At 66.8% G+C, this 16,389-nt stretch carries 13 protein-coding genes; all 13 read right to left on the bottom strand.

All coding sequences use genetic code 11. The features are described 5' to 3' along the window. Nucleotides 1-313: 313 nt before the first annotated feature. Nucleotides 314-1,990, bottom strand: coding sequence for a DNA repair protein RecN (gene recN / locus E4K09_RS09425; RefSeq protein WP_134496485.1), 1,677 nt, complete (start codon nt 1,988-1,990; stop codon nt 314-316). A gap of 12 nt (nt 1,991-2,002) precedes the next feature. Further along, nucleotides 2,003-2,899, bottom strand: coding sequence for an outer membrane protein assembly factor BamD (locus tag E4K09_RS09420; protein WP_134496484.1), 897 nt, complete (start codon nt 2,897-2,899; stop codon nt 2,003-2,005). Between the two features lie 179 nt (nt 2,900-3,078). Next, on the bottom strand, nt 3,079-4,023 hold the full coding sequence (gene lpxC, locus E4K09_RS09415) for a UDP-3-O-acyl-N-acetylglucosamine deacetylase (RefSeq protein WP_134496483.1): 945 nt from the start codon (nt 4,021-4,023) through the stop codon (nt 3,079-3,081). Between the two features lie 266 nt (nt 4,024-4,289). Further along, nucleotides 4,290-5,969 carry a cell division protein FtsZ gene (ftsZ, locus tag E4K09_RS09410; protein WP_134496482.1) on the bottom strand — a complete coding sequence of 560 codons (1,680 nt, stop codon included), beginning with the start codon at nt 5,967-5,969 and terminating at the stop codon, nt 4,290-4,292. A gap of 103 nt (nt 5,970-6,072) precedes the next feature. Continuing rightward, nucleotides 6,073-7,395 carry a cell division protein FtsA gene (gene ftsA / locus E4K09_RS09405; RefSeq protein ID WP_134496481.1) on the bottom strand — a complete coding sequence of 441 codons (1,323 nt, stop codon included), beginning with the start codon at nt 7,393-7,395 and terminating at the stop codon, nt 6,073-6,075. Then, complete coding sequence (locus E4K09_RS09400) at nt 7,392-8,354, bottom strand: cell division protein FtsQ/DivIB (RefSeq protein ID WP_134496480.1); 963 nt, start codon at nt 8,352-8,354, stop codon at nt 7,392-7,394. The genes ftsA and E4K09_RS09400 overlap by 4 nt, the downstream gene beginning before the upstream one ends. After that, a complete protein-coding gene (locus E4K09_RS09395) occupies nt 8,321-9,244 on the bottom strand; it encodes a D-alanine--D-alanine ligase (protein WP_134496479.1) in 924 nt (307 codons plus the stop codon). The genes E4K09_RS09400 and E4K09_RS09395 overlap by 34 nt, the downstream gene beginning before the upstream one ends. Nucleotides 9,245-9,309: 65 nt before the next feature. Next, a complete protein-coding gene (gene murB / locus E4K09_RS09390) occupies nt 9,310-10,230 on the bottom strand; it encodes a UDP-N-acetylmuramate dehydrogenase (protein ID WP_425293828.1) in 921 nt (306 codons plus the stop codon). Continuing rightward, nucleotides 10,230-11,645, bottom strand: a complete 1,416-nt coding sequence (murC, locus tag E4K09_RS09385; protein ID WP_134496477.1) for a UDP-N-acetylmuramate--L-alanine ligase — start codon at nt 11,643-11,645, stop codon at nt 10,230-10,232. Before murC ends, murB begins: the two co-directional genes overlap by 1 nt. Then, a complete protein-coding gene (gene murG, locus E4K09_RS09380) occupies nt 11,642-12,760 on the bottom strand; it encodes an undecaprenyldiphospho-muramoylpentapeptide beta-N-acetylglucosaminyltransferase (RefSeq protein WP_134496476.1) in 1,119 nt (372 codons plus the stop codon). The genes murC and murG overlap by 4 nt, the downstream gene beginning before the upstream one ends. Further along, on the bottom strand, nt 12,760-13,902 hold the full coding sequence (locus tag E4K09_RS09375) for an FtsW/RodA/SpoVE family cell cycle protein (RefSeq protein ID WP_134496475.1): 1,143 nt from the start codon (nt 13,900-13,902) through the stop codon (nt 12,760-12,762). The genes murG and E4K09_RS09375 overlap by 1 nt, the downstream gene beginning before the upstream one ends. Before the next feature lie 2 nt (nt 13,903-13,904). Then, complete coding sequence (gene murD, locus E4K09_RS09370) at nt 13,905-15,296, bottom strand: UDP-N-acetylmuramoyl-L-alanine--D-glutamate ligase (RefSeq protein WP_134496474.1); 1,392 nt, start codon at nt 15,294-15,296, stop codon at nt 13,905-13,907. A 5-nt stretch (nt 15,297-15,301) separates the two neighbouring features. Then, nucleotides 15,302-16,387, bottom strand: coding sequence for a phospho-N-acetylmuramoyl-pentapeptide-transferase (gene mraY, locus E4K09_RS09365; protein WP_134496473.1), 1,086 nt, complete (start codon nt 16,385-16,387; stop codon nt 15,302-15,304). Nucleotides 16,388-16,389 lie beyond the last annotated feature (2 nt).

The raw sequence follows: 16,389 nt of genomic DNA, 5'->3' as shown, positions 1-16,389 counted from the left end.
TGCTGTCATTCGTCCCTATTCGGGAGCGAACCTCGCCCATGACGCTGCAAGAGCCCGTCGGCTCCCCGCACAGGGTCTTTTGGGCGGAGGGTCGACGCAGGCTCCAGAAGATCCTGCCCCTCCTCCGACGTCATCACCGGCCTTGGGTCGGTGATCCCGCTACATTGAAGCTCCGCGCCTCTCGAAATCGGGATGGCCCGGACAGGCTCGGAAATGAGGGCGGGAGGGACGAGAGAGGCCGAGGCGGCGGTGGGGTCGGCAAGCTCCTGTAAGGTGCATCGTTCGACGTCTAAGGCCGGGTCCGCACGATGCTCTAATGCGCGGCCGCTTCCAACAACCGGGCGGCCGCGGCGCGGGCTTCCTCGGTGATCGTCGCGCCGGCGAGCATGCGGGCGATCTCTTCCCGGCGGGGCGTGGCCTCCAGGGGAACGACCCGGGTCGCGACGCGATCCTCGGCCCCCTTGATGCCCTCCTTGGCGATGAGGAAATGGCTCTCGGCGCGAGCGGCGACCTGAGGGGCATGCGTCACAGCCATGACCTGAACGCGCTTCGCCAGGCGCGCGAGGCGCTGGCCGATGGCGTCCGCCACCGCGCCGCCGACGCCCGTGTCGATTTCGTCGAAGACGAGGGTCGGAGCCGAGCCCTTGTCCGCCAGCACGACCTTGAGGGCCAGCATGAAGCGGGAGAGCTCGCCTCCGGAGGCCACCTTCATGAGAGGACCCGGGCGGGTGCCCGGGTTGGTCTGCGCCCAGAACTCCACGCGCTCGAAGCCGGCCGGATCGCGGCTGCTCTCGTCCGTCTGGATCTCCGTGATGAAGCGGGCGCGCTCCAGCTTCAGGGGCGGCAGCTCGGCCTGCACGGCCGCATCGAGCGCCTGAGCGGCCTTCCTGCGGCCCTTGGAGAGCGTCCCGGCGGCGGCCACATAGGCGTGATCGGCCTCCTTAAGGGCATTCTCCAGCGCAGCCAGCTGCTCTTCGCCGGCATCGATCGCGGCGACATCCCCTTCGAAGCGCTGGCGCAGGGCCGCGAGGTCGTCGGCCGGGACATCGTATTTGCGGGCGGCGGCGCGGAGCGCGAAAAGACGCTCCTCCGTCTGCTCCAGCTCCCGCGGATCGTATTCGGTGGCGCGGAGCGCCTCCTCCAGGGCGGCGCGGGCTTCGTCGATGGCCACGAGCGCGGCATCGAGGGCTCTGACGCTGGGCTCCACGAGAGCGGGTGCCCCAGCGCTCCGGCGTTCGAGCTTGCGCACGGCAGCCGAGAGCTCCGGAACCGGCGACGCGGTGCCCGCAACCGCTTCGTAGGCCTCGTTGAGATCCTGGGCCACCTTCTCCGATTGCATCATGACGACCCGGCGCTCGGCCAGGGTCTCCTCCTCGCCCGCCTTCGGGTTGAGAATGGTCAGCTCCTCCACCGCATGGCGCAGGAAATCGGCCTCCTTGCGGGCTTTCTCGATCCGGCTGCGGTGTTCCTGCAGGGCGGTGCGGGCCTCCCGCACGCGGCGGGCGGCCTCGCCCACGGCCTGCAGCTCGTCGGAGAGCCCGCCGAAGGCGTCGAGGATCGCCCGGTGGCTGACCGGATCGACGAGCGCACGGTCGTCGTGCTGCCCATGAATCTCGACCAGGGTCCCGCCGATGGCCTTGAGCACCTGGACGCTCACCGGCTGATCGTTCACGAAGGCCCGGGTTCGCCCGTCCGCCACCTGGACGCGGCGCAGGATCAGGTCCCCGTCGACGTCGATCTCCGCCTGGCGCGCGATGCGGCGGGCCGGATGGTCCATGGGGCAATCGAAGACGGCCGTGACCTGCCCCTGAGACTCCCCGTGGCGGACGAGGCTTCCGTCGCCGCGCCCGCCGAGAGCCAGAGCAAAGGCATCGAGCAGAATGGATTTGCCCGCGCCGGTTTCACCGGTCAGGACGGAGAGCCCCTCATGGAAATGGAGCTCGAGCCTGTCGATGAGGACGATGTCGCGTATCGCCAGCTGGATCAGCATGGAATGTGAGGCTTACCCCGCCCGCTGACCAACCTGGGGAACGCCACGGAAGGCCTTGCTGATCCAGGACTGGGAATCCTCGCGCGGCTCCACGCCGCCCTTGGTCAGCAGGGCATAGGCGTCCTTGTACCAAGGACTGTCAGGGAAGTTGTGACCGAGAACGGCCGCGGCGGTCTGCGCCTCGCTGACGATGCCCATGGCCATGTAGGCCTCGGTGAGACGCTCGAGAGCCTCTTCCGTGTGGCGGGTCGTCTGGTAGCGCGAAACCACGGTGCGGAACCGGTTGATGGCGCCGGAATAGTTGCGCTTCTGGAGGTAGAAGCGGCCGACCTCCATCTCCTTGCCGGCGAGCTGGTCGCTGGCCACCTGGATCTTCTTCTTCGCGTCGGCCACGTATTCGGATCGCGGATAACGCTGAACCAGATCCTGCAACGCCGCGATGGCGCGCTCGGAGGCCGCCTGGTCGCGGGTGATGTCCGGGATCTGATCATAGTAGGACGAGGCCATCAGATACTGGGCATAGGCCGCGTCCGGGGTGTTCGGATGCTGCTGCAGGTAGCGCTTGGAGGCGGTGATCGCCTCCTCGTAGAGGCCGCCCTCGTAATTGGCGTAGGCCTCCATGATCAGCCCCTTGCGCGACCATTCGGAGTACGGGTACTGGCGGTCGAGGCTGTTGAACTTCTTGGCGGCGCCCTCGTAATCCTTCTTCTGGATGCGGGCGAGGCCGTCGTTGTAGATCTCTTCGGCCGGCACGTCGGCGACGATCTCCGGCTTGTACGCATCGCTCTTGTCGAAGGGATTCATCGACGACAGCGTATCGCAGCCCGCGAGCGCCAAGCCGCAGGCGCCAACAAGCAGCGCGCGCCCGGCAGCGCCTCTCAGGCTCAAGTAAACCTTCGCGAAAGACATGCTTCGCGGTCCTCCAAAATCCGTGCCCGGTGATTTTTGACGATGCACCGAGGTTCTTTAACCTATGCGGGGGGCAGGAGCCAACCCCATCCGGAGGTCTTTACCCAGATGGATGGAGTAAAGCCGCCCGAAATCGTGCGGCCAATGGGCGCTCGGTGCGTCTTCGAAGAAGAAAGGCCTCAGTGGATTTCGGTCGCGAAGGCCGTCCTGGCCGCGCTGCTTACTTCCACATAGCCCGTCTCGCGGCGCGGAACCGCATCAACGATGGTGTAGTTCGAGCGGCTCGAGAACAGGGCCTCCAGCACGGAGAAGTTCAGCCGGTGGCCGCCGCAATAGGAGCGATAGGTACCCAGCAGCGGCAGGCCCGCCAGCGAGAGATCGCCGACCGCGTCGAGGAGCTTATGGCGCACGAACTCGTCGCCGTAGCGCAGTCCCTCGGGATTCATGATGCCGTCGTCGCCGATGGCGACCGTGTTCTCGAGCGAGGCGCCGAGAGCGAAACCGGCGGTCCAGAGCTTCTCCACGTCGCGCATGAAGCCGAAGGTGCGGGCGCGGGAAATCTCGCGCCGGAACACGGAAGGGCTGAGGTCGACGGCCTTGCGCTGCCGGCCGATCACCGGGGTGGGAAAGTCGATTTCCACGTCGAGGCGGAAGGCGCGTTCGTTCGGAAGCAGTTCGGCGAAAGCCCGTCCCTGCGTCACACGGACCGGCTTGAGAACCTTGAGGTAACGGCGGGTCGCGCCCTGAGTCACGATGCCGACCTGGTCGATGGCATCGATGAAGGGCGCGGAGCTGCCGTCGAGGATCGGCACTTCCGGACCGTCGATCTCGACGAGCACGTTGTCGATGCCGAGGCCCGTGAGAGCCGCCATGAGGTGCTCGATGGTGGCCACCGCCCCGCTCTCGCGATCGCCGATCACGGTGCAGAGCTCGGTGGCGGTCACCGCCAGGTGGCGGGCATCGATCAGACGGTCCAGGCCGCCCGGGAGACCGGTGCGCAGGAAAGCAATGCCATGATTCACCTCCGCCGGATGGAGGATCATCTTCACCTCGTCCCCGGAATGGACGCCGATCCCTACGAGCGTGACGGCGGCGCGGAGCGTGGTTTGATGACTCTGCTTCATTGTCTTTGAACCTGGAACATGATCGCCGCTTGTGAGATCCGCTGCGCGATGCGTTCGCTTTAATTGTTGACCGGCGGGATCGAACTGGACCTCGCCCTTTCGACACAGGGAACATAGTCGCCTGATCAGGCTAGGCCAAATCACGCTTTTTTACGATCTGTTACAAACGCAGCAATTCTTAACCCCTTGTTAACTAACGACTTTCCGAAAAAAGACCCCGGCCGCGCGGGCGGCCGGGGTTTCAGTTTGTAACGGTTCGAAACGCCTCAGTTCGCCTGGCGGCGGAGGAACGCGGGAATCTCCAGCTGATCGTCCTCCATGCCCCGCTGCGCGGGCGCGGGAGCCGGACGCTGCGCCTGGGGCGCCGGGCGGCGGGCGTACTCGGCATGCACCGGCGACATCTGCTGGCGCGGAGCCTCCTGGCGCGGGGCCGGCTCGGCAGGAGCGTGCTGGGGCTCCTCGCGGCGGCCGAAGCCCATGGTCGCCAGACGCTGGATCAGGGAGGGCTTGTGCTCCTGAACCGGGTCGATCTCGCCCCGGCTGGCGCGGATCTGGTTCTGCGCCGGGATGGGCAGCTCGTCGATCCGGGGCATCCGAGCCGGGCGCATGGCGCGCTCGGCCTGAGGCGGGATGAAGCTCGTGTCGGCCGCGGGCTCGTCATAGACGGGGGCTTGAGGCGCCGGAGCCTCATAGGCCATGGCAGGCTTGGGCTGAGCCGGGGTCAGGACCACGTCGTCGCGGACCAACGGCTGCGGAACCGGCTCGATGGCCTGGGGAGCCGCAGCGGAAGCCGGAGCCATGACCGGGCGCGCCTCGCTCAGGATCTGAGCTGCCTTCACGGGCTCGGCCTGGGCGGTGGCGCGCACGGTGGGGGTGGCCTGGCTTTGCGTGGCGCGAGCCCGGGCCTCGGCCCGAAGGCGCTCCGCCACCTCCGAGATCCGCTGCTCGGTCGCGGAGAGATCGCCGGCGTTCTCCATCACGGCGTGATCGATGCCGGTCGCCACCACGGAGACGCGGATGATGCCCTCCAGGCTCTCGTCGAAGGTCGCGCCCAGGATGATGTTGGCATCCTGGTCCACTTCCTCGCGGATGCGGGTGGCCGCCTCGTCGAGCTCGTAGAGGGTGAGATCGTTGCCGCCCGTGATCGAGATCAGCAGGCCGCGGGCGCCCCTCATGGACACGTCGTCGAGCAGCGGATTGGCGATGGCGGCCTCGGCGGCGCGGATCGCGCGCTTCTCGCCGGAAGCCTCGCCCGTGCCCATCATGGCCTTGCCCATGCCGCGCATGACCGAGCGCACGTCGGCGAAGTCGAGGTTGATGAGACCTTCCTTCACCATCAGGTCGGTGATGCAGGCCACGCCCGAATAGAGCACCTGGTCGGCCATCGCGAAGGCATCGGCGAAGGTGGTCTTCTCCGTGGCCACGCGGAAGAGGTTCTGGTTCGGGATGACGATAAGGGTGTCGACAGCCTGCTGCAGCTCGGCGATGCCGGCTTCAGCCAGACGCATGCGGCGCACGCCCTCGAACTGGAACGGCTTCGTGACGACGCCGACCGTCAGGATGCCGAGCTCGCGGGCGGCGCGCGCCACCACCGGAGCCGCCCCCGTGCCGGTGCCGCCGCCCATGCCGGCGGTGATGAACACCATGTGGGAGCCGGCGAGCTGATCGCGGATCTCGTCGATCACCTCCTCGGCGGCGGCACGGCCGACTTCCGGCTGCGAACCGGCGCCGAGGCCTTCGGTGACCTGGATGCCCATCTGGATCACCCGCTGGGCCTTGGAGGAGGCCAGAGCCTGCGCGTCGGTGTTCGACACCACGAACTCGACGCCCTCCAGACCGGACTCGATCATGTTGTTCACGGCGTTGCCGCCGGCGCCGCCGACACCGAAGACAGTGATGTGCGGCTTGAGTTCCCGGATGTCCGGAGCTTGCTGATTGATTGCCATGACCTGTGCCTCTTTGGCCTTTTAGACTGACAGCGTTTGGCCGACGCTTACCCTTGTTGACTTCGAACTCCCGCGATGACCCGCCGCGTCATCGCGTTACGCTTTAAAAACTGTCGCGAATCCACCGGCTCACCCGCGAGAAGTAGCCGTCGGTTCCCGTACTCTGGAACAAGCCGCTCGAACGCGGCTCGAAATACTCGATGTGCGCCACCTGGGGATAAACCAGGAGGCCGACCACCGCCGAAAAGGCGGGGCCCTTCGCCGCCTCGGGCAGACCCTTGATGCCGAGCGGGCGCCCGACACGAACCTGGCCCTGCAGGATGCGGCGTGCCGTTTCCGGCAGCCCGACGAGTTGGCTTGCGCCGCCCGTCAGCACGACGCGCCGTCCGGCCTGGGCTGCGAAGCCCGCGCCCTTCAGGCGGTCGCGCACGAGTTCGAGGATTTCCTCGACCCGCGGCTTGATGATGCGAACGAGGTGCGACTTCGGGAGATGATTCGGAACGTCACGTTCGTCCTCATCGACCTGGGGCACCGCGATCATGTCCCGGTCATCCGCGCTCGACGTGATTGCGGAGCCGTAGAGGGTCTTGAGCCGCTCGGCGGCGGAGACGCGGGTCGTGAGACCGCGCGCGATATCCATGGTCACGTGGTGACCGCCGACGGCAATGGCGTCCGTGTGGACGAGATGGCCGTTGGAGAAGATGCCCACGCTCGTGGTGCCCGCGCCCATGTCGACGACGGCGCAGCCCATCTCGGCTTCATCGTCCACAAGGGCCGACAGGCCCGCCGCGTAGGGAGACGCGATCACCGCCTCGACGCCGAGGTGGCAGCGCTCGACCGCGAGCATGAGATTGCGCGCGGCCGCGGTTTCCGTGGTGACCACGTGCAGATCCACGCCGAGCCGCTCGCCGATCATGCCGGCGGGATCGACGATGTGCTTCTGCGCGTCGAGCGAAAAGCCCGTCGGCAGCGCATGCAGGACCGCCCTGCCCCGGCGCAGATCGTAGGAGGACGCCGCATCGAGCACGCGGTGAACGTCACCGTCGTTGACGGCGCCGCGCACGGGGACATGCGCCTCGAAATGCTCGGACGCGAGCCGGCCGCCGGTGAGGTTCACGATCACCGACTGGATTTCAACCTTCGCCATCCGCTCGGCCGCGTGAACGGCCTGGCGGATCGAGGTTTCCGCCGCTTCCAAATCAACGACGACGCCGCTCTTCAAGCCTGCGGAGCGCTGATGTCCGATGCCGAGGATGCGTGCCACATGGGTGCGGCTGCGCAGCGACTCGACTTCATCGGACGGCTTCAGCTCCGCCACGACGCAGACCACCTTGCTCGTTCCGATGTCGAGGACCGAGAGAATGGCGCTCTTGCGCGCGGACAAAGGCTTGAGACGCGGCGTTAGCCCGTGACCCGAGAGACTCATGTGTCGACCCCCTTGCCGCGCATCGGTTTCTTCTTGAGCGACTCGGCGCGGGCCAGAGCCGCCTCCTCCGTGAGACGCACCACCACGCGATCGGCGATGCGCAGATCGATGGCGAGCACGTCCTTTTCCAAAATCTTCTGCTCGCTCTCGAGCTTCACGAGACGGGCCAGCGCATCCGCTGCCCTCTTCTCCGGCAGGCGCACGTCCATGCCGTTGTCCATCTTGAGGGTCCAGCGGCGGCCCGCCACGAGCGTGCCGGCGCGGATGCGCCCTTTCAGCGGACCGGCCGCATCGAGCAGCGCGAGATATTCCTTGCTGCGGACATTGGCGCTCTCGCCCACCACGAAAGGAAGAGCGGTGTACCGCTCGTCCTGCATCAGGTCGATCACGGTGCCGTCCGCCGCGATGACGAAGAGCTCGCCGTTGTTCTGCCAGATGGCATGAGGCTCGCGCTCGGTGAGCGTGATCACGAGCTCGTTGGGATAGAGCTTGCGGACGGTGGCGCTCCCGATCATCGGAACGCGCTCGAGGCGCTCGCGAAGTTCGTTCACGTCGAGAAACGGCAGCGACAGCTTGGTGTCGAGACCAGCGGCCATCAGCACCTCGGTCTCGCGCATCTGAGCGATTCCGGAAATCGTGATGCTTTCAAGCCCGAGCCCGAGCGCGCGCGCCAGGGCATGGTGCGGCTGACCATGATCGCGGATGAAGGTGTCGAGATGCCCGCCCTGCCAGAGGCCGAGGCTCACGACGCCCGAGAAGAAGCCCAGGGTGAGCCAGGTGCCCAGATAACGGGGAATGCGCGCCTCGAGCGGAATGCCCGGGGAACGCCGCCGGACGCTCCGCGAGGAGCCGAAGAATCGGGTGATTCGGGGGGGCTGCCTGTCGGAGGCAGCGCGCGTCGCAACAACGGCGGCCGGATAGGCCGTCATCGATTGCAGGTAGCGTCCTCCACCATCCATTGCACAAGCTCGCCAAAAGAGTAGCCCGCATGGGCTGCGATTTCTGGCACCAAGCTCGTCTCGGTCATGCCGGGTTGCGTGTTGACCTCCAGGACGACGAGGTCCCCGGTTCCTCCGGGCGTGTCGTCGTACCGCAAGTCGGCGCGGCTGATTCCCCTGCAGCCGAGCGCTTGATGCGCCGTTAACGCCAACTCTTGGACCTTTTGGTAAATATTCGGTTTAATTTCTGCCGGCAGGACGTGAATGGACCCGCCCTTCACATACTTTGCGTCGTAGTCGTAGAAGACCCCGGTCGCCGGACGGATGTCGATGACCCCGAGCGCCCTGTCGCCCATGACCGCGCAGGTCAGTTCACGGCCCGCAACATATGATTCCACAAGGACTTGCTCGCCGAAGGCCCAGTCTTCCCTGAGCAGCTCCTGAGGCGGGTGGGAGCGGTCCTCGCGAACGATGATGACGCCCACCGAGGAGCCCTCGCTCACCGGTTTGACCACATAGGGGGCCGGCAGCACGTGGCTTCTGGCCGCCTCTAACCGGTTAACGACCTTTCCTTTCGGAACGGGCACGCCCGCCGCCGCCATGACGATCTTGGCCCTGTCCTTCTGCATGGCCAGGGCCGAGGCCAGGACGCCGGAATGGGTGTAGGGGATTCGCAGCACCTCCAGGAGGCCCTGGATGGTGCCGTCCTCGCCGACGCGCCCGTGAAGGGCGTTGAACACCACATCGGGCCCCACGGCCTGGAGCACGGTGGCGATGTCGGGCTGCACGTCGATGGGGGTGACCTTGTACCCCTGCTCTTCGAGGGCCTTGCAGCAGGCCCGCCCCGACGCCAGGCTGACCTCGCGCTCCGCGGACCAGCCGCCATAGAGAACGGCAACGTGCTTGGCCATGATGGACTCCTCGACATGCAGCCGGCCTCAGTGAAACAGCCGGTCGTTAACAAAGTGATTCGGGGCTATTCCCGTGCAAGACCGACCCGCTTGATCTCCCATTCGAGCTCCACGCCCGCCATCTCGCGAACCCGGCGGCGGACTTCCTCGCCGAGATTCTCGATATCGGCCGCCGAGGCGGAGCCGTGGTTGATCAGGAAGTTGCAGTGCATTTCGGAGACCTGGGCGTCGCCGATCCTCAAGCCGCGGCATCCGGCGGCATCGACCAGTTCCCAGGCCTTCCGGCCCGGAGGGTTCTTGAAGGTCGAGCCTCCCGTTCGGGTATTGACCGGCTGCGTGGAGGAGCGCGCCTCCGTGATGGCGTTCATCTCGGCCAGGATCTCGTCCGGATTGCCGGGTCGGCCCTCGAACAGGGCCTCGGTGAAGATCACGTCGTCCGGCACGCTCGAATGGCGATAGGTGAAGCCCATCTGCGCGTTGGTGAATGAGACGAGCTCGCCATTGCGGGTCACGCCCCTGGCTTCGACGAGCACGTCCTTCGTCTCGCCGCCGTAGGCGCCGCCGTTCATGCGCAGCGCCCCGCCGATGGTGCCGGGAATGCCGCGCAGGAACGAGAGGCCCGCGATGCCCGCCTCCGCCGCCGCGCGCGCCACCTTCACGTCGGGCGCGCCCGCGCCGGCGCGGATGCGCAGGCCCGGTTCGACGGCAACCTCGGCAAATCCCTTGCCCAGGCGAATCACGACACCCTCCCAGCCGCCGTCGCGGATGAGCAGGTTCGAGCCCAGGCCCACCACGAGCACCGGCACCTGCCGGTCGAGGCGCTGCAGGAAATAGGCGAGATCGGCCGTGTCGGCGGGCGTGAACAGCACCTGCGCCGGGCCGCCCGTGCGGAACCAGGAGAGCGGCGCCGTGGGGGCGTTGGCCTCCAGCTTGCCGCGCAGCTCCGGCATCGAGGCCTTCAGGCCGGGAGTGATGTCCGCGAACATCAGGCCGCCTTCTCGCCCAGCGCCTCGAGTTCACCCGGCAGCGCATAGGCCCATTGCGTGATATTGCCGGCGCCGAGGCAGATCACGTAATCGCCCGGCTTCGCCACGCCCTTGATGAGGCCCGCGAGCTCCTCGGACTTCTCGAGCGCCATCACGTTGCGGTGGCCGCGCGCCTTCAGGCCCGAGACGAGCGCATCGCGGTCGGCGCCGGGGATCGGCTGCTCGCCCGCCGCATAGACCGGAGCGACGATGACGGAATCCGCATCGTTGAAGCAGGTGCAGAACTGATCGAACAGCGACGACAGGCGCGAATAGCGGTGGGGCTGCACGACGGCGATCACCTGACCGTCCGTCGAGGCGCGCGCGGCCTTCAGCACGGCCGCGATCTCGATGGGATGGTGGCCGTAATCGTCGAACACCGTGACGCCGTTCCACTCGCCCGTGCGGGTGAAGCGGCGCTTCACGCCGCCGAAACCGCCAAGCGCCTTGCGGATCGCATCGGGCGAGACGCCGAGCTCATGCGCGACGGCGATCGCCGCAGTCGCATTGAGCGCATTGTGGGCGCCCGGCATGGGCAGGACGAGATCTTCGAGCTCGAGCCGGAAGCCGGGACGGCGGTCGCGGATCATGACGCGGAAGCGGTTCTGCCCGCCGCGCGAATCCACGTCCATGAGGCGCACGTCCGCCTGCGGGTTCTCGCCGTAGGTGATGATGCGGCGATCCTCGATGCGGCCGACCAGATCCTGCACTGTCGGGTGATCGATGCACATCACCGCGAATCCGTAGAACGGGATCGAATCGATGAAGGAGCGGAACGCGTCCTTGATGGCGTCATAGGTGCCGAAGTGATCGAGATGCTCGGCATCGATATTGGTCACGATGGCGACGTCGGCCGGGAGCTTGAGGAAGGTGCCGTCGGATTCGTCCGCCTCCACCACCATCCACTGGCCGTCGCCCATGCGTGCATTGGTGCCGTAGGCGTTGATGATGCCGCCGTTGATGACGGTCGGGTCCAGGCCGCCGGCGTCGAGAAGCGTTGCGACGAGCGAGGTCGTCGTCGTCTTGCCGTGGGTGCCCGCCACCGCGACGCAGGACTTGAAGCGCATGAGCTCGGCGAGCATCTCGGCGCGGCGCACGACCGGCAGGCGCTTCTCGCGGGCGACGACCAGTTCCGGGTTGTCGCGCTTGATCGCGGTGGAGACCACGACGATCTCGGCATCCTCCACGTTCTCGGCCTTGTGGCCGATGAAGGTCTTGATGCCCTTATCGGCGAGACGCTTGACGTTGTAGTTGTCGGCCGCGTCCGAACCCTGAACCGTGTAGCCCAGATTGTGCATGACCTCGGCGATGCCCGACATGCCGATGCCGCCGATACCGATGAAGTGAATGGGACCTAGCTTCGGCGGCAGTTTCATGAAGGCTTTCCGTTCTTGTTAAGATGAATCAGGTCGAGGACGGCGTGAGCCAGCCGCTCGGCCGCATCCGTGATGCTGGCGCTATGTGCGGCGGCGGCGGCTTTGGTCAAGCGTTCAGGCTCTTGAAAAGTGGACCGGATCTCGGCCGCCAGGCGCTCAGGGGTGAATTCCGTTTGTGGGCAAACGATGGCAGCGCCAAGGTCTCCAAGGGTTTTGGCGTTGGCGGCCTGGTCCTGATCGAGGGAGCCCGGCAGGGGCACGAGGATCGACGGGCGGCCGATCGCCGCAAGCTCGGCGACCGTCGAGGCGCCGGAGCGGGCGACGACGAGATGAGCCTCGCCCAGGCGCCTGGGCAGATCCGTGAAGAAGGGTTCCGCCTCGAATGCCACGCCGAGACGCCCGTAATGGGCGCGGACCCGTTCCAGGTCCTCTCCCCTCGCCTGCTGGGTGATCACGAGGCGCTCGCGCAGATCCTGCGGCAGAAGCTCGATGGCCGGGGGCACCACGTCGCTCATCACCCGCGCGCCCTGGCTCCCGCCCACCACGAGAAGGCGCATCCGCCCGTTCGGCTCGAGGGGGGCATAGGCCTGCCCGGCCGCCTCCAGCACCGCCGGGCGGATCGGGTTCCCGGTCTGGATCACCCTTCCCGGCACGTTCGCCGGGATGCCCTTGATGCCGGCAAAGCCCGTCGCGATCAGCGACGAGCGGCGCGCGAGCAGGCGGTTGGCCCGGCCCATCACGCCGTTGGCCTCGTGGATCGCCGTTGGAACCTTGAGGAGCGACGCGGCCAGGACGGGCGGCACCGTGGGGTAACCGCCGAAGCCGACCACCGCGTCCGGCTTCAGCCGGCGGATCACGGCCATGGCCCTGAACGTGCCCTGCGCGAGCAGCAGCGCCGCCTTCGCCATCTTGGGCACCGAGCGGCCGGACGGCGTGGCGGAGGGAATCTCGATGATCTCGTCCGCCGGGAAAGAGCCCGCATAGGCATTGGCGCGCTTGTCGGTGGCGAGCACCACGCGGCAGCCGGAGGCCTTCAGCACGTTGGCCAGCGCCTCCGCCGGGAAGAGATGGCCGCCGGTGCCGCCGGCGGTGAGGAGGATCAGGGGCGCTTCCATCAACGCTGCCAATCCTGGTTGAGCTGCCCCATCATCTCCGAGCGCGGACGGCGGCGGGTGAGCGCGATGAGGAAACCCATGCCCAGCGCCAGCGACATCAACGAGGAACCGCCGTAGGAGATGAAGGGCAGCGTCATGCCCTTGGCGGGCATGAGGTGCACGTTCACCATCATGTTGATGGCCGCCTGGAGCCCGAACATGAGGATGAGGCCCGTCGCCGCGAGGCGGCAGAAGGTGTCCTCGTTGCGGCGCGCCAGCATGAGACCGCGCAGCACGATGAAGGCGAAGAGCACCAGCAGGGCGAGGCACACGACGATGCCGAATTCCTCCGCCGTCACGGCGAAGATGAAATCCGTATGCGCATCGGGCAGGATCCGCTTGACGGTTCCCTCGCCTGGGCCGCGCCCCAGCCAGCCGCCGCGCGAGAACGATTCCATCGCCATGTCCACCTGGAAGGTATCGCCCGAATCCTTGTCGAGGAAGCGCTCGATGCGGGCGCGCACGTGCGGCAGGAATTCATAGGCCGCGACGATGCCCACGAGGCCCGCGCCGCCCAGGCCCATCACCCAGAACCAGTGCAGGCCGGCCACGAAGAACAGGCCGCACCACACGATGGTCACGAGCATGGTCTGGCCGAAATCGGGCTGAAGGATGAGCGGGATGATCGTCGCCGGCAGGAGCATCAGGGCGAGCAAGGCGCCCGGCATGTCCTTGCGCCGCGCCCCTTCGGAGAAGGCCCAGGCGGCGAGAACCACGAAGGCGGGCTTCATGAACTCGGACGGCTGAACGCCGAGCGGGCCGATCATGATCCAGCGATGCGCACCCTTGATCTCGGGCCCGAACTGGAACGCGAGCCCGATCAGCACCATCGCGCCCGCATAGACCAGCAGGGCGAGGCGGCGGATGTGGCGCAGGGACAGGAACGAGACCGGCAGCATGATGAGAAGCGCCGGGACCAGGAACAGCACCTGGCGGTTCACGAAGTGGAAGGTCGAGAGCCCCAGGCGCTCCGCCACGGGCGGGCCGCCCGCCATGAGAAAGACCAGGCCCGCCAGCATGAGGCAGGCGAGCGCCGCCAGCAGCAGCCGGTCGACGGTCCACCACCAATCGCTGAAGGCCGAGCGTTCCGCGCGCGATACCATGTCTAAGCCCCCCTGGCTTCGAGGCCCGGCAGGGTCCGGACCAATTCGCGGAATTGATTTCCGCGCACTTCGTAATTCGCAAACTGATCGTAGGACGCACAGGCGGGCGAGAGCAGAACGACCGCGGGGCCCTCCATCGCCGCCGCATCCCGCGCGGCTTCCTCAACGGCTTTGTCGAGCGTCCCGCTGAGAGCATGAGGAACGTCGCCCCCGAGCGTCTGCGAGAATTCCTCCGCCGCCGCGCCGATCAGGTAGGCCTTGCGGATCTTGGGGAAGTAGTCCCGCAACGGTTCGATGCCGCCTTCCTTCGCCTTCCCGCCGAGAATCCAAAGGATGTTGTCGAAGGACTTGAGCGCCTTCTCGGTGGAATCGGCGTTGGTGGCCTTTGAATCGTTGATGAAGAGCGTGGAGCCGATGCGCCCGACCTCTTCCATGCGGTGAGGAAGGCCGGGGAAGGTGCCGAGGCCGGAGCGGATCCGATCCGGGGACACATTCAGGGCCAGGGCGACCGCGACGGCCGCAGCTGCATTCTGCGCGTTGTGCGCACCGCGCAGCGAACCGATGCCCGACAGATGGGCGATGGGAGCCGCATCGGCGCCTGCCACGCCGACCAGAGTTTCGCCGTCCGCGAAGACCCCCTTCACACCGAGCGGCTCAACCGAGATGCGGGCGACGTTCACGCCCTTGGCCTCGCAGGCCTCGGCGATCGCCTGGCTCATCGGATCGTCGACGCCGATGATCGCGAGGCTCGCCTTCGCGACCAGCCGCTCCTTGATCGCCGCATAGTTCTCCATCGTGCCATGCCGGTCGATATGATCGGGCGAGAGATTGAGATGCACGCCGATCGTCGGCGCGAGCGACGGCGCGAGATCGATCTGGAACGAGGAGCACTCGATCACGTGGATGCGGTCGTCGGACGGCGGTTCGAGCGAGAGGATCGCCGTGCCGATATTGCCGCCCATCTGCACGTCGCGGCCCGCCTCGCGCAGGATATGCGCGACGAGCGCCGTCGTGGTGGACTTTCCGTTGGTGCCGGTGATGGCGATGAAGGGTGCGTTCGGGGCGATCTTCGCGCGCTCGCGGCAGAAGAGCTCGATGTCGCCGATGATCGCGACGCCTGCCGCTTTCGCGAGCTTCGCCGACCAATGCGGCTCGGGATGGGTGAGCGGCACGCCGGGCGAGAGGACGAGCGCGGACACCTTCGACCAATCGAGCTGGCGCAGATCGCCCGTCTCGATGCCTTTTGCGGCGGCCTCCGCCATCTTGGCCGGATTGTCGTCGCAGGCGATGAGGTGGGCTCCGCCCTCCTTCAGGGCAAGCGCCGTCGCGAGCCCCGAGCCGCCGAGGCCGAAGAGAGCGAGGGTTTTGCCGGAGAAGGTGGTGACGGGCGTCATGACTGTTACCGCAGCTTGAGGGTCGAGAGGCCCACCAGGGCGAGCACCACGGCGATGATCCAGAAGCGGATCACGACCTGCGGCTCGGTCCATCCGAGCTGCTCGAAGTGATGGTGGATCGGCGCCATCTTGAAGACGCGCTTGCCCGTGAGCTTGAACGAGGCGACCTGGATGATCACCGACATGATCTCCAGCACGAAGAGGCCGCCGACAATGGCGAGGACGACCTCGTGCTTGGTGGCCACCGCGATGGTGCCGAGAAGTCCGCCCAGAGCCAACGACCCGGTATCGCCCATGAAGATCTGAGCGGGCGGCGCGTTGAACCAGAGAAAGCCGATGCCCGCGCCGATCAGCGCGCCGCAGATTACGGCGAGCTCGCCGGTGCCGGGCACGAAATGGATCTGCAGGTAGTTGGCGAAGACCGCGTTGCCGGAGAGATACGCGATGAACCCGAAGGTGCCCGCGGCGATCATCACCGGCACGATGGCAAGACCGTCGAGCCCGTCCGTGATGTTCACCGCGTTGCCGGCGCCGACGATCACGAACCCGGCGAAGATGATGTAGAACCAGCCGAGATTGAAGATCAGGTCCTTCGAGAACGGCAGCGCCAGCTTGTTCGCGAGGCCGGGCGCTTCCACGTAGGAAATGGCGATGCAGGCCACCGCCGCGATGATCGCCTCGATGGCGAGGCGCGACTTGCCGGAGAAGCCCTTGTGCGACTGCTTGGTGACCTTCAGGTAATCGTCGTAGAACCCGATGGCGCCGAAGCCCACCGTGACGAAAAGCACGATCCAGACATACGGGTTTTCGAGGTTCGCCCACAGAAGGGTCGAGACCAGCACGCCCGCCATGATCATCAGGCCGCCCATGGTCGGCGTGCCGCGCTTCGTCAAAAGGTGCGATTGCGGCCCGTCCTCGCGGATCGGCTGCCCCTTGCCCTGCTTCAGGCGCAGGAGCGAAATGATCGCAGGCCCGAACAGGAAGACGAAGAGCATGGCGGTCGCCGTCGCGCCCCCGGTCCGGAACGTGATGTAGCGGAAGATATTGAGGGGGCTGAAATAGGGGCTGAGTTCAGCCAACCAGGTCAACATGG

This window comes from Microvirga pakistanensis (assembly GCF_004458765.1).
GTDB classification, from domain to species: domain Bacteria; phylum Pseudomonadota; class Alphaproteobacteria; order Rhizobiales; family Beijerinckiaceae; genus Microvirga; species Microvirga pakistanensis.
Note: the sequence above shows the minus strand (reverse complement) of the source record. Positions and strands in the feature narration are given on the sequence as shown.